At 44.3% G+C, this 20,913-nt stretch carries 19 protein-coding genes; 13 read left to right on the forward strand and 6 right to left on the reverse strand.

Going from position 1 to position 20,913, the window contains the following annotated elements; all coding sequences use genetic code 11:
* Positions 1–28: 28 nt before the first annotated feature.
* The 5 genes from nuoF to FAI41_05265 all read right to left on the reverse strand — a co-directional run bounded on the left by nuoF (position 29) and on the right by FAI41_05265 (position 4,890).
* Entirely contained in the window at positions 29–1,369 is a 1,341-nt protein-coding gene (gene nuoF, locus FAI41_05245; protein QCE33046.1) for an NADH-quinone oxidoreductase subunit NuoF, read from the reverse strand.
* Positions 1,366–1,866: an NADH-quinone oxidoreductase subunit NuoE gene (gene nuoE / locus FAI41_05250; GenBank protein QCE33047.1), complete on the reverse strand. Its 501-nt coding sequence runs from the start codon at positions 1,864–1,866 to the stop codon at positions 1,366–1,368. Before nuoE ends, nuoF begins: the two co-directional genes overlap by 4 nt.
* Positions 1,867–1,868: 2 nt before the next feature.
* Entirely contained in the window at positions 1,869–3,662 is a 1,794-nt protein-coding gene (gene nuoC, locus FAI41_05255; protein ID QCE33048.1) for an NADH-quinone oxidoreductase subunit C/D, read from the reverse strand.
* 120 nt (positions 3,663–3,782) lie between these two features.
* Positions 3,783–4,457 (reverse strand): NADH-quinone oxidoreductase subunit B, encoded by a 675-nt coding sequence (locus FAI41_05260; GenBank protein ID QCE33049.1) that lies wholly within the window; start codon positions 4,455–4,457, stop codon positions 3,783–3,785.
* 1 nt (position 4,458) lies between these two features.
* On the reverse strand, positions 4,459–4,890 hold the full coding sequence (locus FAI41_05265) for an NADH-quinone oxidoreductase subunit A (GenBank protein ID QCE33050.1): 432 nt from the start codon (positions 4,888–4,890) through the stop codon (positions 4,459–4,461).
* A gap of 374 nt (positions 4,891–5,264) precedes the next feature.
* On the opposite strand from FAI41_05265, the gene dgt reads away from it, so the two are divergent.
* The 9 genes from dgt to bfr all read left to right on the forward strand — a co-directional run bounded on the left by dgt (position 5,265) and on the right by bfr (position 15,125).
* Entirely contained in the window at positions 5,265–6,347 is a 1,083-nt protein-coding gene (dgt, locus tag FAI41_05270; protein QCE33051.1) for a dNTP triphosphohydrolase, read from the forward strand.
* A complete protein-coding gene (locus FAI41_05275) occupies positions 6,248–6,691 on the forward strand; it encodes a hypothetical protein (protein QCE33052.1) in 444 nt (147 codons plus the stop codon). The genes dgt and FAI41_05275 overlap by 100 nt, the downstream gene beginning before the upstream one ends.
* A complete protein-coding gene (locus FAI41_05280) occupies positions 6,627–7,169 on the forward strand; it encodes a hypothetical protein (protein QCE33053.1) in 543 nt (180 codons plus the stop codon). The genes FAI41_05275 and FAI41_05280 overlap by 65 nt, the downstream gene beginning before the upstream one ends.
* Positions 7,169–7,453, forward strand: coding sequence for a Plug domain-containing protein (locus FAI41_05285; protein ID QCE33054.1), 285 nt, complete (start codon positions 7,169–7,171; stop codon positions 7,451–7,453). The genes FAI41_05280 and FAI41_05285 overlap by 1 nt, the downstream gene beginning before the upstream one ends.
* Positions 7,454–7,643: 190 nt before the next feature.
* A complete protein-coding gene (locus FAI41_05290; GenBank protein QCE33055.1) occupies positions 7,644–10,238 on the forward strand; it encodes a hypothetical protein in 2,595 nt (864 codons plus the stop codon).
* A 161-nt stretch (positions 10,239–10,399) separates the two neighbouring features.
* Complete coding sequence (locus FAI41_05295; protein QCE33056.1) at positions 10,400–10,972, forward strand: hypothetical protein; 573 nt, start codon at positions 10,400–10,402, stop codon at positions 10,970–10,972.
* A gap of 33 nt (positions 10,973–11,005) precedes the next feature.
* On the forward strand, positions 11,006–11,518 hold the full coding sequence (locus FAI41_05300; GenBank protein QCE33057.1) for a hypothetical protein: 513 nt from the start codon (positions 11,006–11,008) through the stop codon (positions 11,516–11,518).
* Positions 11,519–11,877: 359 nt separating this feature from the next.
* Complete coding sequence (locus FAI41_05305) at positions 11,878–14,343, forward strand: hypothetical protein (GenBank protein QCE33058.1); 2,466 nt, start codon at positions 11,878–11,880, stop codon at positions 14,341–14,343.
* Between the two features lie 299 nt (positions 14,344–14,642).
* Complete coding sequence (gene bfr, locus FAI41_05310; protein QCE33059.1) at positions 14,643–15,125, forward strand: bacterioferritin; 483 nt, start codon at positions 14,643–14,645, stop codon at positions 15,123–15,125.
* 147 nt (positions 15,126–15,272) lie between these two features.
* On the opposite strand, the gene FAI41_05315 is transcribed toward bfr, so the two are convergent.
* Complete coding sequence (locus FAI41_05315) at positions 15,273–15,563, reverse strand: hypothetical protein (protein ID QCE33795.1); 291 nt, start codon at positions 15,561–15,563, stop codon at positions 15,273–15,275.
* Between the two features lie 470 nt (positions 15,564–16,033).
* Here FAI41_05315 and FAI41_05320 point away from each other — a divergent pair, with 470 nt between their 5' ends.
* The 4 genes from FAI41_05320 to FAI41_05335 all read left to right on the forward strand — a co-directional run bounded on the left by FAI41_05320 (position 16,034) and on the right by FAI41_05335 (position 20,886).
* A complete protein-coding gene (locus tag FAI41_05320; protein QCE33060.1) occupies positions 16,034–18,343 on the forward strand; it encodes a TonB-dependent siderophore receptor in 2,310 nt (769 codons plus the stop codon).
* A gap of 191 nt (positions 18,344–18,534) precedes the next feature.
* Entirely contained in the window at positions 18,535–18,906 is a 372-nt protein-coding gene (locus FAI41_05325) for a hypothetical protein (GenBank protein ID QCE33061.1), read from the forward strand.
* On the forward strand, positions 18,851–19,264 hold the full coding sequence (locus FAI41_05330; protein ID QCE33062.1) for a hypothetical protein: 414 nt from the start codon (positions 18,851–18,853) through the stop codon (positions 19,262–19,264). The genes FAI41_05325 and FAI41_05330 overlap by 56 nt, the downstream gene beginning before the upstream one ends.
* Before the next feature lie 164 nt (positions 19,265–19,428).
* Positions 19,429–20,886 carry a mannose-1-phosphate guanylyltransferase/mannose-6-phosphate isomerase gene (locus FAI41_05335; GenBank protein ID QCE33063.1) on the forward strand — a complete coding sequence of 486 codons (1,458 nt, stop codon included), beginning with the start codon at positions 19,429–19,431 and terminating at the stop codon, positions 20,884–20,886.
* Positions 20,887–20,913 lie beyond the last annotated feature (27 nt).

Genomic DNA, 20,913 nt, shown 5'->3' on the forward strand with positions numbered 1-20,913 from the left:
CGCATTCTTTCAAATTAAAATCAGAGCTTTACCCGTACGTGCTGCATATATTTGGCTGAATGCCACGGACAGTCCAGGAAGTTTCACCGGGCTGGCGCTTGATGCCTGCTTCAAACTCACTACGGAAATATTTTATGGCGCTTTGCAAGGGTTCAACGGCACCGGGAGCAAGCGAGCAGAAGGTTTTCCCTGGGCCTAAAAAACGGCAAAGATGCTCAAGCGTTTCAATATCTCCAGGGCGGCCTTCGCCTTCTTCAAGGGCACGCAGGATTTGAACGCTCCACGGTAGTCCCTCACGGCATGGCGTGCACCAGCCGCAAGATTCACGGGCAAAGAATTCTTCTAAATTACGCACGAGGGAAACCATATTGATTTCGTTATCAACGGCCATCGCAAGCGCCGTTCCTAAACGGCTTCCGGCCTTGCCGATCGTGGCATATTCCATTGGCAGGTCAAGATGTGCATCGGTTAGAAAATCGGTAGAGGCACCGCCCGGCTGCCAGGCTTTAAGGGTTAGGCCATCTTGCATTCCGCCGGCATAATCTTCTAAGATTTCACGGGCGGTTGTGCCAAAAGGAAGCTCCCAAAGGCCGGGATTTTTAACACGGCCGGAAAATCCCATTAATTTCGTACCGGTATCACTGCTGTTGGAAAGACTTTGGTACCATTCAACCCCATGTTCTAAAATGGCAGGAACATTGCATAAGGTTTCGACATTATTGACGCAGGTTGGTTTGCCCCAGATACCGAATTTTGCAGGAAAAGGCGGCTTTGCACGTGGGTTGGCTCTGCGCCCCTCCAATGAGTTCATAAGAGCGGTTTCTTCACCACAAATATAGCGGCCAGCGCCTGTATGTACAAATAATTCGAAATCAAATCCTGTTCCGAAAATATTTTTCCCAATCAGGCCTTTTTCTTTGGCTTCGGCGAGGGCGTGGCGAAGATTTTTCTCGGCGGTGACATATTCACCCCGGAGAAAGATATAGCCTCGATAGGCTTTGAGGGCAAAGGCACCAATAAGCATCCCCTCAATTAATAAATGCGGTAATTGTTCAAGGAGCATGCGGTCTTTATACGTACCCGGCTCCATTTCATCGGCATTGCATAAAAGGTAGCGCTGATTGAGAGACTCATCTTGGGGCATGAGGCTCCATTTTGTGCCTGTGGAGAAGCCTGCACCGCCACGTCCTTTTAGGCCGGCATCTTTGACAATGCTGACGATGTCCTCTGGGGCTTTGCTTGTCAGCGCTTTTCGGGCCGCTTCATAACCGTTTTTCCTTTGATATTCCTTTAGAAAAATAGGCTGTTCATCTGGCCGTAAACGCCATGTTAAAGGATGTTTCTCCGGTGTGAGTTGGATATTTTTCATCTGTATTGCTCCAGAAGATCAGGGATGGCCTCTGGTGTAAGGTGACTATGGAGATCCTCATCAATCATAATGCTTGGACCTTTGTGGCAATCGCCTAAACAGCAGGTATTGAGGAGGGTAAAGCGTCCATCAGGGGTGGTTTCTCCGGGCTTTATTTTTAGGTAGTCCTCAATGGCAGACTGAATGCCTTGATAGCCTGTGATATGGCAGACGACAGAGTCACAATAGCGGACGATATGCCGCCCAACAGGTTGCCGAAAAATTTGATTATAGAAGGTGGCGACCCCCTCAACATCTGTTGCAGGGATTTCTAAGATTTCTGCAATGGCATAAATGGCAGCATCCGGCACCCAGCCACGTTCTTTTTGAACAATTTTTAGGGCTTCGATCGAGGCGGCGCGGGCATGTTCATAATGTTGTTTTTCATGCGTAATCGCCTCACGCTCAGTCGGGCTAAATGTAAAAACGTCAAATGTTGGCTGTTGATTATTTTGCATGATTAGCGATCCACGTCTGACATAACAAAGTCGATACTTCCTAAATAAACGACAAGATCGGAGATGAAACTGCCTCGGATGACCGATGGAATCTGCTGTAAATGCGGATAGCTCGGCGTACGGATGCGGGTACGATAGCTCATCGTGCCGCCATCACTGGTGAGGTAATAGCTGTTAATACCTTTGGTCGCTTCAATCATTTGGAAAGATTCATTGGCTGGCATGACAGGCCCCCAGGAGACCTGTAAGAAATGCGTAATGAGTGTTTCAATATCCCGTAAAGTACGCTCTCTTGGGGGCGGTGTTGTTAAAGGATGATCCGCTTTAAACGGCCCTGAAGGCATGTTTTTAAAACATTGCTCAAGGATGCGCAGAGATTGACGCATTTCTTCCATTTTGAGCATCACTCTTGTGTAAGAGTCACTGATGCCGCCGCCAAGCGGAACGTCAAAATCAAAATGCTGATATCCAGAATAAGGGCGCGCCTTGCGTACATCAAAATCAATTCCTGTCGCACGTAGACCGGCACCCGTAACACCCCATTCAATGGCTTCCTGTGCGTTATAGGCGGCAACACCGACAGAGCGCCCTTTGAGGACGGTATTTTGCAAGGCCGCTTTTTCATATTCTTTTAAGCGCTTTGGCAGCCAGTCCAGAAATTCACGAAGTAGTTTTTCCCAGCCCAGCGGCAAATCATGTGCCACACCGCCGATGCGGAACCAAGCCGGATGCATCCGAAATCCTGTAATGGCTTCCACGATATTATAGATTTTTTGACGATCGGTGAAGGCAAAGAAGACAGGTGACATCCCGCCGAGATCTTGAATAAAGGTCGAAATATATAAAAGATGACTATTGATCCGGAAAAGCTCTGAGAGCATGACACGGATCACCTGAACACGTTCCGGTACCACAATGCCTGCCAGTTTTTCAACGGCAAGAATATAAGGCATTTCATTGACGCAACCGCCAAGATATTCGACACGATCCGTGTAGGGAATATAGCTGTGCCAAGATTGGCGTTCGCCCATTTTTTCAGCACCACGATGATGATAGCCAATATCGGGGACGCAATCGACAATTTCCTCGCCGTCTAATTGCAAGACAATGCGGAAAGCACCGTGAGAAGAAGGGTGATTTGGCCCAAGATTGAGGAACATAAAATCCTCATTCTCACGATGACGTTTCATTCCCCAGTCTTCGGGCTTGAAGGTTAGGGCTTCCATTTCAAGAGCTTGTTTCGCTTTGGTTAGCTCAAAAGGATCAAATTCTGTTGCACGGGCTGGGTAATCTTTTCTTAAAGGGTGCCCTTCCCATGTTGGCGGCATCATAATACGGGTGAGGTTTGGATGGCCTTGGAAAACAATGCCAAACATTTCCCATGTTTCTCGCTCATACCAGTTTGCATTTGGAAAAATATGGGTAATGGTTGGGAGTTTCAGGTCATTTTCCGAGAGCGCAACCTTAATCATAATATCGCTGTTTCTCTCAAGGGAGAGAAGATGATAAAAAACTGTAAAATCCGCCTCTGGCAAACCATTCCGGTGGGTGCGCAGCCGTTCATCAACGCCGTGAAGATCATAGAGCATGCTGTAGGGCTGAGGCGCTGTCTTTAAAAAATCAATGACAGAGAGCAGTTTTGTGCGTTCAATCCAAATAACAGGGATTCCCATACGGGTTGGCTGAACGCTGAAGGAATTTGCTCCGATATGATTGCGTAATTCGCTGATGACTGGGGCTGTCAAGTGATCTTTGGTTTCCCAAGCCGTTGCGTCATCTGCCGCTAAGTCCGTCATATAATATTCACCATTACAAAAATTTCGTGGTTACTGTTATGTGTTGCCGCTTATTCTTTTGGGTGATGCTCTCTAAAATTTTTTAAGAAAGCGCCACTGAAGAAAGTCATACGGCTAAAATTAAATTTTATCTGGGGTTCTAAGGTCTGTAACTTTCATACGTTCCTCCCGCTTGCGTTCACGTTCAGATGGCATATTGGCACGGTAAACTCCTTGATCCCCAACGACCCAAGAGAGGGGGCGGCGCTCTTGTGCAACAGATTTTTGCAAAAGCATTAATGCCTGTATGTAGGCTTCAGGACGAGGGGGGCAACCGGGAATATAGACATCCACAGGGAGAAATTTATCGACCCCTTGCACAACAGAATAAATGTCATACATGCCACCGGAATTGGCACAGGCACCCATCGAAATCACCCATTTTGGCTCTAGCATTTGATCGTATAAGCGTTGGATAACAGGAGCCATTTTTGTAAAACATGTCCCGGCAACAACCATGAAATCCGCCTGACGGGGCGAGGCACGCAAAACTTCGGAACCAAAACGTGCAATGTCATGTGCAGCTGTAAAGGCCGTTGTCATTTCAACATAACAGCAGGAAAGTCCGAAATTGTAAGGCCAGAGAGAGTTTTTACGGCTCCAGTTCACCATTTTGTTAAGAACGTCGTCGAGTTTCCCCATGAAAACATTTTTATTGACGGCCGCCTCTATCGGATCGCTGACGGTTTCTTGTGTTTGCAGGGGATAGCGGTCATTTTCGCCACTTTGACCAACACGGGTAAGGGTATAATCCATCTTATTCTCTCAAAAGCTTGATTTTACTTTTATTGCTATGTTTGCGTTGCGAGCGCACCGGTGTCCAATCTAACGCCCCGATACGGATGAGATAAATCAAGCCGACAAAAAGCAGGAGGATGAAAGTTACCGCCTCAACAAAACCTGAAATCCCGGTTTCACGAATAGAAACAGCCCATGCGTAAAGATAGAGTACCTCAACATCGAAAATGACGAAAAACATGGCAACGAGGTAAAATTTTGCAGAGAAGCGTATGCGTGCGCTGCCAACGGAATCGATTCCAGATTCAAAAGGCACGGATTTGCGATGGTCAAAGGAGCGGCCGCCCACGAGCCAGCCTCCCAAAAGCATAATGCCCGTGACGGAGACGGCGGCGACACAGAATGCAATAAATGCCCAATGATGGGTTGCAATCTCAGTGGGGGTGAACATGGCGTTACTCCACTTACTTTAAATCGGGTTTTAAAACCCTGTTTACTTTTAAAGAAAAAACCTGAATCAGGTCTACGTAAAAGTGATAAAATAGTTTTCAAAATGATCAGATTTTTCACTGCTCATTTTTGAATTCTATTGAACTCTATCCTTCTCTTTTAGAGGGTGTCAATCAAGTATTTCAAAGGTGCATAATATTGATCCAGAGTGCGAGATTTGCGAAGATATTTTTCTGTAAAAAAGCGCCATATTTCGCCTTTTTTTAGTGATTATCCCCATAATGATAGACAAGAGGCTTTGGACGAAATAGAGTTTTGACGCAGCAAATGCCTCTGTCCCACTGTATGGGGCAAGAAAAATAGGAAAATATCTTTATGTCTTCGATAGCAGAACATTCTTTATATCAGCGGGGAGATTGGGATCGTCTTTTGCCTGAGGAAACGGTCTTTATGCAAAAAGGACGTTCTGCTTTCAGCCGGGATGTCGGGCGTATTCTTCATTCTGCAACTTTTCGCCGTTTAGAGCGCAAAACGCAGGTGTTCCCTTTAGGAGAGTCCGATTTTGTCCGGACACGCCTTACCCATTCTCTTGAAGTGGCGCAGATTGCAGAGGGGATTACGCTCGCTTTGAATGAGCAATTAGAGGGATTAAAACTGCCAAAAGAATTTCGGATTGATTTAGATGTCATCCGTGCTTGCGCTTTTGCGCATGATATTGGTCATCCGCCTTTTGGCCATAATGGAGAAACGGCTTTAAATGAAATGATGCAGGGTGCCGGTGGATTTGAAGGGAATGCGCAAACTCTTCGTATCTTGGCAAAATTGGAGAAAAAAAGGGTTGGGGACGGTCAGGCCTATGGCATGAATTTAACGCCACGGATTTTGGCAGGTGCTTTGAAATATGACGAGATTATTCCCGTCACGGAGGCAAAGCCCGGCGAAACAATTTTTAAAAAGGGCTATTACGCTTCCGAAGAGGCAATCGTTACAAAAATCAAAGCCAAAGTGATAGGCAAAGATTACAAAAAGAAACTCGCTAAAAATAGTTTCAAGACATTGGAATGTCAGATTGTCGAGCTTGCCGATGATATTGCCTATTCCACTTATGACGTGGAGGATTTCTTTAAGTTGGGCCTGATGAGTCCTTTAACGATGCTTTCAGAATCAGATGCGCTTTATCAAAAAGTTGCCGGACGTGTGAATAGAGCCTTATCCCGTCATGAGAGTGCAAAGAATGAGTCGCCGCTTAAGGGGGGGATATTCGCCGCATCATCCGTAATGTTTTTGCCGATACCGGTTTTGGAAATTCCATTGATACGCCGGATCTTTTTGGTGAAGGGTTGGCCGATGCGGCGAGAATGGGGCGGCAAGTGGCAGTTGACGGCTATCAGAGGACACAATTTTTTGGACAGCTTGTCGGTGAGGCTGTTAATGCGGTTGAAATTATACCAAATTTAGAGGTGCCGGCGCTTTCACGGATACGGGTGCGTTTAAAATCTTTGCGGCAGATTGAAATTTTTAAACATTTAGGATTTGAGGCGATTATCAACACACCACCGTTGAGAATGGCGGAATATCGAGGCGTTCAGATTGTGACAGGTCTTTTTAAAGCGCTTGAAAGCCAGCGGGGACTGCCGCTTTTACCGCCTGATATTCAGGAAAAGCTTGAAAAAGAACAGGGAGAAGCTGGGCGTAAGCGAGTGATTTGTGATTTTATTGCCGGCATGACAGATCGTTATGCGATTGAGTTTTATAATCGTCTTCATTCGCCCAATCCTGAGAGCATCTTTAAGCCTTTTTAAAATGAGGCAAAATCTTTTTGCGTCTTTCTTATTTTTGTCTGGGCTTTCGTGTTTTCTTTCAGCGTGTTTCGACGGGGATACGCCAGAAAATGAGAATAGGCTGATCCATAATGAGGAAGTTTATAATGCGCAGACCGTTCGGAAAGTCAGCGGTGTAGAGGCGGATTATGCCAACAAGACAGTTCCGGGTGTTGGGGGGCAGGATCGGGCCTCTGCTTTGACAATTGCAGGCAATACAATGACGACCAATCATGATGTGATTGAAAATCAGCAATTACGCACGATTGGACAGGGGCTGCAATATGATCCCTCTATTCAGGCTTCTCCAGATGGCCATGTTTCTAATAGAGGGTTTGAGGCGTGGGGGCCTCAAAATTTCTCGATTGACGGTTTAAATGCCTTGCCGCAATCACTGGATTTACCTTCAGAAATGTTTGAATCGGTTACGGTGATCAATGGCGGGGTTGCCCCCTATTGATGCGGCATCTTCTAAAATCTGCCTTCTGTATTTTTTGTCTTGTTGGCGGCTGTGTTGCGGAAGGAGAGACCGATTCCTCCCCTGACAATGCACAAATTGTAAAAGAGATTAGCAGTGTTCAGGCGAATTATCAGGTCAAAAAGGTGCTAACCCCTAAGGGCGAAGAACAGGTTGAAGCAATGGCTGGAAATGTTGCACAGGTGAATCATGATGTGATTGAAGACCAGCAAATCCGCACTGTAGGGGAAGCGTTGAGATATATACCTTCCATTTCTGCGCCATAGCGTTGGGTGTCGTAAAAAAGTGACAGCTCATTGCTTTATATACGGCAGAGGGCAAAAAGAGAGAATTGGCTTCTTGACCGGAAACAATAATGTTCCTTCTAATGAGACTATCTTTAGATTTAGTCATCCAGACTTACGAAATCAGACCCCAAAATAAACGAAGAAGCAGAGAGGTGCGTGCGAACCTATTATGAGAAAAAAAATTCGTCGCCTGTCGTTGAGACGGCGTGAGCGGCATCTGCGTGCAGTTGCACTGCAATGTGGTGTGGCGTTTTCGCTACTCGCGGTTGCTTTTTTGGATGTTGCGGGCAAGGCAAATGCTCAAACTTATTCTGAGGGTAAAAATGAAGAGGGACGCACCTCTGTTTTAGACCGAAAAGGCCGGTCTTATAACGCAAATGGGCAATCCCAGCCAACTGAACGTATTCATGTGAAGGGTGTCGGCACAACACCGGCCGATCTCGTTTCAGGTTCCAAGGCAAATTATCTCCAAAAAGAAGTTGATTTAGGGGCGTTAGGTAAGCAATCTGCTGTTCAGGCACCTTTTTCCACGATGACAACAACGCACGATGTCATTGAGGATCAGCAGCTCCGCACCATCGGGCAGTCATTGCAATATATGCCTTCGGTCAATTTGGAAGGGCGTGGGAACGGTGTATTCCGTCTCATTAACCGTGGCTATGAATCCGATGTCGAGCAGAATAGCCGTATTGACGGTCTAAATGCGATTATCACCACCCCTTATGCCACAGAGCAATTTGATTCCGTTACAGTGCTTAATGGTGCAGCGGCTTCGCTGTTTGGGCCAGAATCCCCAGCAGGCATGATGATGATGACGCAGAAACGCCCAACGGATAAGCCCTTTTTTAATTTTAATTTTGGCTATGATTCCAACGGTGCACCGTTGGAATCGCTTGATACTTCACTTGGAAAAGGCCCGATTAAGGTTCGGTTTAACTATTTGAATCAAACCGGTCAGCTTTATACGAGTAACTCCAATGAATGGCGTAATCTTTATTCTGGTGCTATCGACCTTAATGTTACAAAACATACAAAATTAGAGTTGAATGGTTCGCAATATAATTCTGCTGTTTACGGTTTGCCGGGAACTTTCGCCTATAATACAGGTGCTGTTTATACGAAGGGTAAAAATGCAGCAGGCAACCCAAACCCTGCTCCAGGAACGCCGGATGCAATGGGCTATTTGCCAGATGCGCCTAATGTCAATTTGCCGAGTTACGGCACCAATGATACGGGGATGAGTGCCTCAACCTCTGTTGGAACAATGGTTTTAAAGCATGAATTTACAAAAACACTGCATTTGGAATTGGGGGGTCTATATGAAGATGCTTCTCGAAACTCTTTGACGGCTCAAAATACGCTTTATAACGCAAATGGCACGTTTCAATGTGGTGGATCGAGTAACTGTTATCAACAAAATATGGTTTCCTCAACGGCCGCAGATGATTTTAGAACATGGAGTAACTACGCCCATCTAAATTGGAATATGACGGATCCAATTTTTCATATCCGTCATAAATTAAATGTCGGGACGACAGGCTATTCTTTGAAGAACTTTAATCCGATTGATGCAGGTATCGGCATGGGTGGAGCTGGCAATATTTCTGTTGGTACAGGCGGTTTATATGATCCCTCTTCGGGCAAAAACTCTGCTGTTATTGATAGTAATGGAAATGCTTTTGGTAGCGGACAGGTTGCGCCCGGTCTGTACTGGAATAATTTAGATGCCAAGGGGAAAGGGCAATTTCAGTCAGCGTTAACTCAGGTACAAAACGTGATGTTCGGAGATTCTTTTGATATTGGTGATTATTTTACGATCATGGGGCAGATGTCGTGGGGATGGATCAATACGGAAAACTATAACAAGCCGGGAACAAGAGATAAGGCTGGAAATTTACTAGGACGTGTGAAGCAGGCAGGAACTTCTAACGGTTCATTTGATCCAACGGTTACCTTTAGCTTTCATCCGACAAAGCGCTTTTCGGCTTATTTTAACTGGGGACAGGACACGGCACCGGGAACTTTCTTGGCAAGTGGCACAAATTCTCTAGATCAGTCACTGACGCAGCCTGCAAGATCCACGCAATATGAGGGAGCCATTAAATATCTTTGGAAAGATCGTTTTCTCGTTTCTCTGGGCGGATTTGGGATGTCTCGTCCTTACGTAATCGGAAATTCGGCAGCGGCAAATAAGAGTGGATTTCTTGGAAATCAGAATGATATGGGGATGGAGTTTCAAGTTTCCGGTGCGCTTACCAGAGAGTTGTCAATGTATGGCGGTGTGACTTATGACAATGCCCGTTATCACTGCACGGATGCTGCGGCATGCGCTTTGGCCTATGGTGGTGGGAAGAACCCCAGCGGTTTCTATCAGAATGCTCGTGTTATTGGGGTTGCGCCGTGGCAGTCGGATTTCTTGCTGGATTGGCATCCTAACTGGCTGCATGGGGTCTCTTTTAACTCCAATATTCATTACCAAGGTCAGCGAGCAAGTAACCTTGGTGGTGATTGCAATGCAAGTGGAAGTTGTAAGCAGGGGCAATCTTATGTCAGCGATTATGTGACGCTGGATCTTGGGATGCGTTATGTCACCCATATTGCAGACCATATGCTCGTTTTACGTGGGAATATTGATAATGTCACCAATCAGAAATATTGGGCGAGTATGTTTGATAAAAACCAGACAGGGGCAACAAAAGGGGGCTTTTCTGCAGAGGTTGGCGCCCCCCAGACATGGCATATCACAGCCTCTTATTATTTTTAGTTTTTATTGTTTTCAGAGTTGGGTGGCGGAAATTTATAAAGGGTATTTTTTCGCCATTCTTTAAAAAGAGTGTTCGGGGAGGTGGTTCCCTCCCCGATATTTTACAGAAATTTTTTCCTGTGCCCTCAAGTGCTTTTTAATAGGATGATTGTCCATTCATTATGATGAAATATTTTTCGCCTTATAAATTTGTTTTATCTCTGTCAGGCTTTTTGTCGTTATGCGGATGTTCTGCCTTTCATACGGATCAGAAAATCCTGATTGACACAAATCCCAGCGGAGCAAGCTGTAAAATTTATGAGGATGGGGTCAATGCTCGTCCTTTTCCAACCCCGGCTTTGGTACGCGTGGATCGCAAGGATTATGTCAATTTAAATTGCGTTAAAAAGGGTTATCAGCCGGTAGGTGCCATTGCGGAATCTCATCTGAGCTGGACATTTCCTTTTAGCGCTGGTGCTTATTTACCGGTGGCGACTTTTACAAGTTTGGCGACAATGTTTGGGACAGAAGGCTCTTTCCTGCCAGCAACACCGCCATTAATGGCGTCTTACCATTTTGAAAAGGTGAATGGCGCAGATGCGCTGCGTTTACAAAGAACAGAGAAATGGGAGCATTTGATGTATCGCCATCACCGAGGACCGTGGATTTTAGATTTCAAGCCGCTGGAAAAAGGGGAGCCTGATCCGGTTTTACCGAATGTTATGGATATTGGACATCTTCAGGAAATTCGATAGGTGGGATTTTTACATGAAGGTAAAAGGGGAAATATGATGTCAAAAATGCTAAAAAAAGCCTTTCCTCTCTGGCAGATTTTAAGCTGTTTAGGGCTGTTTCCTTTTTTTACAGGCTGTGCGTCCTTTCATGCGGAGCAGAAAATTTTAGTCGACACAGTGCCTAGTGGCGCTGACTGTAAAATTTATGAGGAAGGATATACAGGGCGTCATTTTAAAACGCCGTCTCTTCTTTCAATTCAGCGTCAAAGCAATGTGACAATTAATTGTGTGAAAGAGGGGTATCAAATCGCTGATTATGCCGAGGAGCCTTATGAAAATGGCTGGTTTCTTTTCAGCACGCTTGCCAGCGGGATTTCTTTTCCCGACGGTTTGCTTTTTGGGGTACCTGAGGGAACGCAGGCGGATGCCTCCCATGTCTCACAGCATTTATTTTACCGTCATCACGGCGGCCCGTGGGTTTTGGATTTAGTGCCTTTGCCAAAGGGGGCGGAGAAAATTTCCCTACCGGAGAAAATGGATATGAGCCATCCGCAAAGACTTCGGTAAGGGGGTAAAATTCCTTATTTATTTTGAGTTTTCAGCGTTGGATGGCGGAAAATTGTAAAGGGAAGTTTTCCGCCATTCTTGTATTGTGAGGAAAAAAGAGGCTTTTGAGCAAGAAGAGAGAAATATTCTCCAAGATAAGCCAAAAAATGATATGAATTTTCTTGGTAAAAAGCTTACAATGTCCTACAAAAGAAGCGTTCTTTATTTGTCGAAACAAATAAAGACCTTAAACGAAGCGCTATCAAATCCTTTGATTTTTTAACGCAAAGATTCTTTCTCAAGAAAGTCATCTGAGCAAGATTATTTATCCTAGAAATCTATTCAAGATTAAGAAGTAGAGGGGTGCGTGCAAACTTAATATGATAAAAGGAATCCGCTGTTCATCATATCAGCGGAAAAGAAGCTCATCTTCACGGGTTGTTAAATTGCTACGTGTTGGTTTTGTGTTTTCTTTTTTTATGAGTGGTTATGGGATTGCCCAAGCCGCAAATGTCGCTGATGCTTCATCTGAAGAAGGTGAGGACACACGAAGAAATGCCGCTTTAGGCAGAAAAAAAACGATCTCTTTTTTGACAGATGCCCCCACGGTGCCATCAGAGCGGATCCGAGTAAAAGGGGTAGGGGCAACGCCGGCAGAGCTTGTTTCAGGCTCTCGGGCAGATTATCTCCAAAGAAATGTCGAATTGGGCCCATTGGGAAACCAGAAATCTGTTTTAACGCCTTTCTCTATGATGACCACGACCCATGATGTGATTGAGGATCAGCAGCTCCGCACAATTGGGCAGACATTGCAATATATGCCTTCGGTCAATTTGGAAGGGCGTGGGAATGGCGTGTTCCGTCTCATTAACCGTGGCTATGAATCTGATGTCGAGCAGAATAGTCGTATTGACGGTCTGAATGCCATTATCACCACCCCTTATGCCACAGAGCAGTTTGACTCGGTGACGGTGCTAAATGGCGCTGCCGCTTCTATTTATGGACCGCAATCGCCTGCCGGGATGATGTTAATGACGCAGAAACGCCCAACGGATAAGCCCTTTTTTAATTTTAATTTTGGCTATGATTCCAACGGTGCGCCATTGGAATCGCTTGATACTTCACTTGGCAAAGGCCCTGTGAAAGTCCGTTTTAACTATTTGAATCAAACCGGCCAGCTTTATACGCGTAATTCCAATGAATGGCGTGATCTTTACTCTGGAGCGATTGATTTTCAGGTGACGAAACATACAAAATTAGAGTTGAATGGTTCGCAATATAATAATGCGATTTATGGTCTTCCCGGTACTTTTGTTTATGGGACGGGGAAAGCGGGTGTTTCAAACTCTTTACCTGGGGCACCGAATACGAATCTTCCAGGATATGGCACCAATGATACGGGGATGAATGCCTCGACTTCCGTTGGGACGATGGTTTTAAAACATGAATTTACCAAAACGATTCATTTAAAACTGGGCGGTTTATATGAGGATGCTTCCCGGAGCAGTTTGCTGGCACAAAATACGATCATGAATTCCTGTAAAGAGGCAAGCGGGCCCTGTTATCAGCAAAGTCTTGTACCCTCGACAAAGGCAGATGATTTTAGGACATGGAGTAATTTTGCCTATTTAAATTGGGATGTCACAGATCCAATTTTACGTATTCGGCACCATTTTAATGTTGGATCAACAGGCTACTCTTTAGATAACTGGAACCCTTTAAATGCCGGGACCGCTTTTATGGGAGGCAATCCGATAAAAGTGGGGGAAGGGGGGTTATATGATCCTTCTCAGGGGCAATATGCACCCGGTATTAACAGTAACGGCAATGCGTTCGGCAGTGGACAGATTGCGCCGGGAGTTTATTGGAACAATCTTAATGCGGATGGTAAGGGGCAGTTTAAATCCGCCAGTACGGTTGTTCAGAACATGATGTTTGGGGATTCTTTTGATGTCGGCGATTATTTTACAATCATGGGACAGTTGGCTTGGGGCTGGATTCAGGAGGCAAACTATAATCAAAAAGAGGTTGCCACAAAATCTGGTAATGTAAATGGTGCCTTTGATCCAACCGTTGCTTTGACGTTTCACCCAACAAAAAGATTTTCAGCCTATTTTAACTGGGGTCAGGACACGGCACCGGGGACATATATCGCAACGAACGGGCCGAATGGCACGACCAATCAGACTTTGACAGATCCGGCACGTTCGACCCAGTATGAGGGGGCGATTAAATATCTTTGGCGGGATCGTTTCTTGGTGACGTTAGGCGGTTTTGCCATGTCACGCCCTTACACGATCGGCAATAGCGCTTCCTTTCTTGGGAATCAGAATGATATGGGGATGGAATTTCAGGTATCGGGTTCCCTTACCAAAGAACTGTCGATGTATGGCGGTGTCACTTATGATAATGCCCGTTATCACTGCACAGACTATGCCGCCTGTGCATTGGAATATGGAGGCGGAAAAAAAGCTGTTGATTTTACGCAAAATAGTCAGGTTGTCGGGGTTGCGCCGTGGCAGTCAGATTTCTTGCTGGATTGGCATCCTAATTGGCTGCATGGGATCTCTTTTAACTCTAACATTCATTATCAGGGGGCACGTGCGGCGAATGCCAATAATACAACTTACGCCGATGATTATGTCACGTTGGATTTGGGGATGCGCTATATCACGCATTTAGCGGATCATATGGTTGTCTTCCGTGGCAATATTGATAACGTGACCAATCAGAATTATTGGGCAACGCTTTTTGCTTCGGATCAGACGGGCGGATCTGTTGGGGGATATTCGGATGAGGTTGGCGCACCGCAGACATGGCATATTACAGCCTCGATCTATTTTTAAGTCTTATGCCTCTCTTTGAAGAGGAAGGATTTGATTGTCTTTCTTTAAATGCCAATAAGGCGCTCTGCGCCTTTTTGCCGAGCACCTTATTGGCAATTTTGCGACAGTTTGAAAATAAAAATCACTTTTTCTAAAAACTGCAAATGAAAACCATTTACATTTAGAAAGTTTTATTTTAATGAGAAGGGTTTTTTCTTTAAAAAATTCCTAACTATGCTATAAAACGGGTTATTCTAGTAATCAGGTAGCAGTGAGCGATTCTCTGCCTCTTTTCGATTCGTTCTCTTTAGGAAAAAATTATGGCCAAAATTAAAGATAAAAAAGTTATTGAGTTTCTAAATGCGCAGCTCGCCAATGAGCTGACGGTTATTAATCAGTATTTCCTGCATTCCCGTACGCTTAATCACTGGGGTGTGACGAAATTAGCTAAAAAAGAATATGAGGAATCCATTGAGGAGATGCGTCATGCCGATTGGCTGATTGAGCGTATTTTGTTCCTTGGCGGTTTACCAAATCTTCAGAAACTTAATCCGCTTCTCATTGGCCAAGATGTAAAAGAAATTTTGGAATGTGATTTGAAAGCGGAAATTTCTGCTATCAAATGTTTGCGTGAAGCCATTGCTCACTGTGAAAGTGTTCAAGATTATGTTTCCCGTGATCTTTTTGCCAAAATTCTCACAGCAGAAGAGGCGCATGAGGATTTCATTGATACACAGCTTGATTTAATTGGACGTATGGGACTTGAGAACTACATTCAGCTCAATTCCGAACCTGTTCAGTAAAAATTTTTCTCTTTTGTGAGAATCAGAGAAAGGCAGGGATTTCCCTGCCTTTTTTATGGCCTACTTTAAGATAATGTAGACTTTGTCCTTTGGGGCTTTTGCATATAAATTTCAAAATGAAAGATAATATCTTGCTCTTCAAAAGGTTTAGGCGGAAAGAACATGGGGAGCCTCATGCATTAAGGGAAGGTTTTCAATGGATTTTACGTATTGTTTAGGCTGGTGGCGTTTGGCACAGAGATTCTGACGTGGGCATGAATTGTCTGAAGATGCTGTATTTCTTTTTTCTTTGAGCAGACGGCAGATTTGTTTGGTGCATCCGCCGCAATCCGCCTTGCATTTTTTATGGGCATAAATCTGAGATGGACGACAAGCCCCTGCAGAAATTGCAGCAAAAACATCCTTATCTGAAATCAGATTACAAGAACAGATAATCATACGATCCACCTTATTTGCATTGCTAAAAACCTTTTGCGGAAAGAAATCAAAACTCTCTAGTTGCAAATGATTATCATTGTCACTTTCTAATTGCAAATGATTATCATTTAGGAAATGAAAAAAGGCTGCTTGGTGTGGGATTTTTGCCAAAATTAAAATAGAAAGCGAGAGGTCCTTGTGAGTGTAAGTCCTATTTTGGTGCGCAGATATGTCGTAAATTTTGCTGTGCCTTTGTGAATCGAGTGTTGTCTCATGGCGGAAAAGCCAATATAGCGCCCAACCAATCGAAAGATCTGATTGTCTTTATTTTTTATTTGTCGTTTGGCATATAGGTCATCTTTAAAGAAAAATCGGTTTTGTTCATTTTCTGGTTTTTTAAAAGAAATCATATTTTCCAGTTGCAAATGATTGTCATTTTCAGTTAGTAATTGCAAATGATTATCATTTAGAGAACTGAAAAAGGTTGCTTTGTGCGGGATTTTTGGTCGAATTTAAAGCAGAAAAATCTTGTTTTTTGTCATCGCAAGTCTTGTTGCGGGGTAAAAATCTGCCGTAAATTCTGTTTGATAATTGGATGTTTTGCGGCACCCTGTGCCGGTAAGGCGTTAGCCGCACCGCATATTCCCATTAACTGGACAGAAACAGAGCCGGAGATTAAAGAGCATGTGCATGTGAAGGGGCAGCCTAATAAAAAAGATGTCCCTTTAGAGCAGAGCGGTGTAAAGGCGAATTATCTGAATAAAAAGGCGGATCTTGGCCCTTTGGGAACTGTGGACTTGGCAAAAGCCCCTTATTCTTTGATGCAGACAAGCCATGATGTGATCGAGAACCAGCAGCTCAGGACGATGTCTGAGGCAACAGAATATATGCCATCCGTTCAGCTTGTGGCGCTCTCAGATCCTTCCTTAACCCGTTTTGTGAATCGTGGTTATGAAAGTGACACGATCCAAAATTCTCGTATTGATGGAATGAATGTTTATTTGGCGACGCCTTATACAAGTGAGGAGTTTGACCATCTTGATATGCTTAATGGTGCAGCCGGGGCTATTTATGGTCCAGAGGGCCCTGCAGGTACGCTGAATATGATTCAAAAACGTCCAACAGCAAAACCGTTTTTTAATTTTAATTTTGGATATGATTCAAATGGTGCTCCCCTTGAGTCTTTAGATACCTCTCTTGGCAAGGGACCCATAAAGATTCGATTTAATTATTTAAATCAAACGGGACAGTCTTATGTTTCTACTTCGAATGAATGGCGTAATCTTTATAGTGGTAACATTGACATTCAGCTTGCAAAACATACGAAATTGCAGCTGGATGGATCGCAGTACAATATTGGCACATATGGCTTCCCCGGCTATTTTACCTATAGTAATAATTTTAATCTCCCAAGTGCGCCAAATCTTTCGGTCCCCGGTTACGGTCAGGCACAGGGAGGGGATAATATTTCGACCTCTTTAGGGCAGATGAAGCTTTTGCAGCAATTAAGCAATAATTGGTCGTTGAAGCTTGGGGGGACTTATGAGAGTTCCCAGCGGAATGTTTACAGCACGTCAAATAATTTTTTAAGTGATAAAGCCTGTGCCAAGGCCGGGATTGACGGTCCTTGTTACAATCAAAATATAACTACGCCGGGAACTGGCCGTTCTTTCTCTATCTGGAGTAATATGGCTTATCTTAACGGCCAGTTTCGGACAGGGCCGATTACCCATCATGTTGATCTCGGTTCAACAGGATATTCTGTCTTTAACCAGTCACCAACCCTTGCAACTTCCGTTGGGGTTGGTGTGATGCCCTATAATGATCCGAGGGTTGTCGCCGGTCCGGAACCGAAAATCGGTGGGTATAAACCAAAGAATTTTACAGAACAGCAATCTTTTCTCTTTGGCGATACTATGGATTTTGGCCGTTATGTCTCTGTTGGGGGGCAATTTTCTGTCGGCTGGATTGATATTGAAAACTATAACGGCAAAGGTCAGAAAACGGCACCGGAAAAAACAAATGGCGCATTTTCTCCAAACGTGACCTTGGATCTTCATCCAACGGAGCATTTTAACGCTTATTTTAACTGGGGGACGGCCGTTCAGGCAGGTCCTCAGGCCTCTACAGGGGTCAATGTGACGAATTCAGGGGATACGCTTCCGGCGATTACGTCTCAGCAATTTGAGGGGGGGATTAAGTACACATGGCGGAAAATGCAGATTAATTTGGATGGTTTTGGGATGAGTCGTCCTTACGCCTATGACAGAGATAATGGGAATGGAACGGTAACAACGGTGCTTAATGGCCGTCAGAATGATTCCGGTATTGAATTCCAAGTTTCCGGTGCGCTTAATAGGGATGTTTCTGTGTTGGGTGGTGTTACCTATTTAAATCCGCTTATTAAAGGGACGGGTAATGCTCAGACGGATGATAAGTTTGCCGAAGGTGTGCCGCCCTGGGCAACAGATTTTCTTTTGGACTGGCATCCCCATTATTTACATGGCTGGGCCTTTAACTCTAACGTTCATTATAACAGTAAAAGAGCTGCAAATATTTATAATACGGCATGGGCAGATCAGTATGTCACTTTAGATCTTGGTGTGCGTTATAGTGCAAAATTATGCGATCATCAGATTGTTTTGCGTGGGGGGGTAAATAATGTCACGGATGAGAATTATTGGATGTCCGTGTTTTCCAAAACCTCTCCGGGGGCTTCCGTATCAGACAGCAAAAATACAAACACAGCAGCCGCAGGTGCACCCCGCACATGGCACATCACGGCCTCAATTTATTTTTAGTTTTCAGCGTTGGGTGTCGGAAGGCTGTAAAGGGTAGCCTTCCGCCATTCTTCTAGGTGTTGTTTTGAACACGCTTTCTAATATTTGGACGTTTTTAATAAAAATTATAATTTCTAGTTGCAAATGATTGTCATTTGCAACTAGATTTAAAAAATAAGATTAATTTAATATTTTTTAGAGAGAGATGATGATTGGACCATTTTTGCGATAATTTACGAGAAGGAAATTCTACCTTTTGCTGTGGTAAGAAATTTTGCCATGTAAAATTCTGCCAATGCTGTTGCGCTTTTTGCTGTTGTCTTGTCCTTTGCCGTGGTCGTGCCTTTGCGGCGCAGCATATTTCCATCAACTGGACAGAGGAAGCTGGAGAAAATATTCAGGAGCATGTTCATGTGAGGGGAGAGCGCAATAAAAAAGATGTCCCTTTAGAGCAGAGCGGTGTAAAGGCTGATTATTTAAATAAGCGTGCCGATTTAGGGCCGCTTGGCAGAGAGCTTTCTGTTATGGGTGGTAACATGGCTGAATCCGCTGGCGCAGAATACAGGCGATTCAAAAACGAATAATAAGCAGATCGTCGGTGTGCCGCCTTGGGCAACAGATTTTCTATTTGATTGGCATCCAAAATATCTCCATGGCGTCGCCTTTAACACCAATATTCATTATAACAGCAAACGGGCAGCGAATGTTTTTAATACAGCATGGGCGTCAGAATATGTGACCTTAGATCTGGGAGTGCGTTACAGTACAAAATTATGCGACCATCAGCTCGTTTTTCGTGGCGGGGTTAATAATGTTACGGATGAAAATTATTGGTCGTCCGTATTTTCTAAAAGTTCTGCGGGTGCCGTTCAGGGGGCTTCCAATGTTGCCGTTGCAGGTGCACCCCGCACATGGCATATCACGGCCTCAATTTATTTTTAGTTTTCAGCGTTGGGTGACGGAAGGCTATAAAGGGTAGCCTTCCGCCATTCTTTTTGGCTTCTTTACTTTCTTTTATGCTTTTCATTAGATAATAGTTTAATTTTAGCCTCTTAGGGCATGAATAGATCTTTTTTTGAGATTTTATGGTTACAATAGGTTTTTAAATGTCTGATTTTCCAGCGCTGGTTCCCGTTATTCTTTGTGGTGGAGAAGGTAAGAGGTTATGGCCATTATCTCGAAAATCACTCCCAAAGCAGTTTCTTCCTTTAATGGATAAGGAAAAATCTCTTCTCCAACAGACAGCGGAACGTTTAAAAAGGGCACAAAACTCTCCAAAATTAGAGGGCTTTCATTTTGAAGCGCCGATTTTTGTTTGTAACCAGCGCCATGCCTTTGTTGTAAATCAGCAGCTTTCTGAGTTGGAAGACCATCAGGCCTTTATTGTTGTTGAGCCGGCACGGCGAGATTCTGCACCGGGCATTGCAGCAGCATCCTTTGTTGCGCAGGAAAAATATGGGGATTCTATTCTTCTTATTTTGCCTTCAGATGCTTTTATCCAAGAGGACGAGGCTTGGGAAAAGGCACTTGCGGCAGCTTGCCAAGCCGCAAGTGAAAATTACTTTACTGTGTTCGGCATTAAGCCAACCCATCCCGAAACGGGATATGGCTATATTGAGGTTGGTGCACCGATTGATGGGCTTTCCAAAACACATCATCTATCCCATTTTGTTGAAAAACCTGATCTGGAGAAAGCAAAATCCTATTTGAAATCCGGAAAATTTCTTTGGAATTCGGGGATGTTTATTTCCAAAACATCCTTGATGCTCAAAGAGTTTCAGCTTTATCAGCCTGAAATTTTTGCGGCGGTTCAGAAATCTGTTCAGAAACGTATTATTAGCTCAGAATTTGAGGTATTGGATAAGGAGGCTTTTAAAAGCAGCCCCTCTTTATCCATTGATTTTGCCATTGCAGAACACACGAAATGCGGTGCTGTCGTTGAGGCATCGTTTGCATGGTCTGATATTGGCTCTTGGCATAGTCTTTGGGAAAATTCTGAACAAGATCAGTCAGGGAATGCAAAGAGTGAGAGGGTTTTTCTGAATGAGACAAAAAATACGTATGTCCGTTCTGAAGGGCCTTTGATTATCGCTCATGAGGTTGAAAATCTTGCAATTATTGCGACGCAAGATGCTGTTTTGGTGAGTTCTTTAGAGAAGTCTCAAGAAATTAAACATTGCGTCGCACAGATTGAAAAGGCAGGCCTCCCAGAGGCTTGTGAAAATCTGACGACAAGACGACCTTGGGGAAAATATACCATTTTGATTCAATCCAAGGGTTATATGGTCAAAGAAATTGAGGTTCTTCCAGGGCATCGTCTCTCTTTGCAGAAACATTTTCATCGGAGTGAACATTGGGTTGTTGTGAGTGGTACGGCCATCGTCACATGCGGTGAAGAGGTAAAAGAGCTTAAAGAGAATGAGGACATTTATATTCCGAAAGAGGCGGTTCACCGTTTGGAAAATCGGGGAACGGGACTTCTGAAAATCATTGAGACGCAATGTGGCGATCCTTTAGAGGAAAGTGATATTGTTCGTCTTGAGGATGATTATCGAAGAAAGTAATTTTTTTTCTTCCATCTTTTTAAAGAG

The sequence above is a fragment of the Acetobacteraceae bacterium genome, from assembly GCA_004843165.1.
In the GTDB taxonomy this organism is placed as follows: Bacteria; Pseudomonadota; Alphaproteobacteria; order Acetobacterales; family Acetobacteraceae.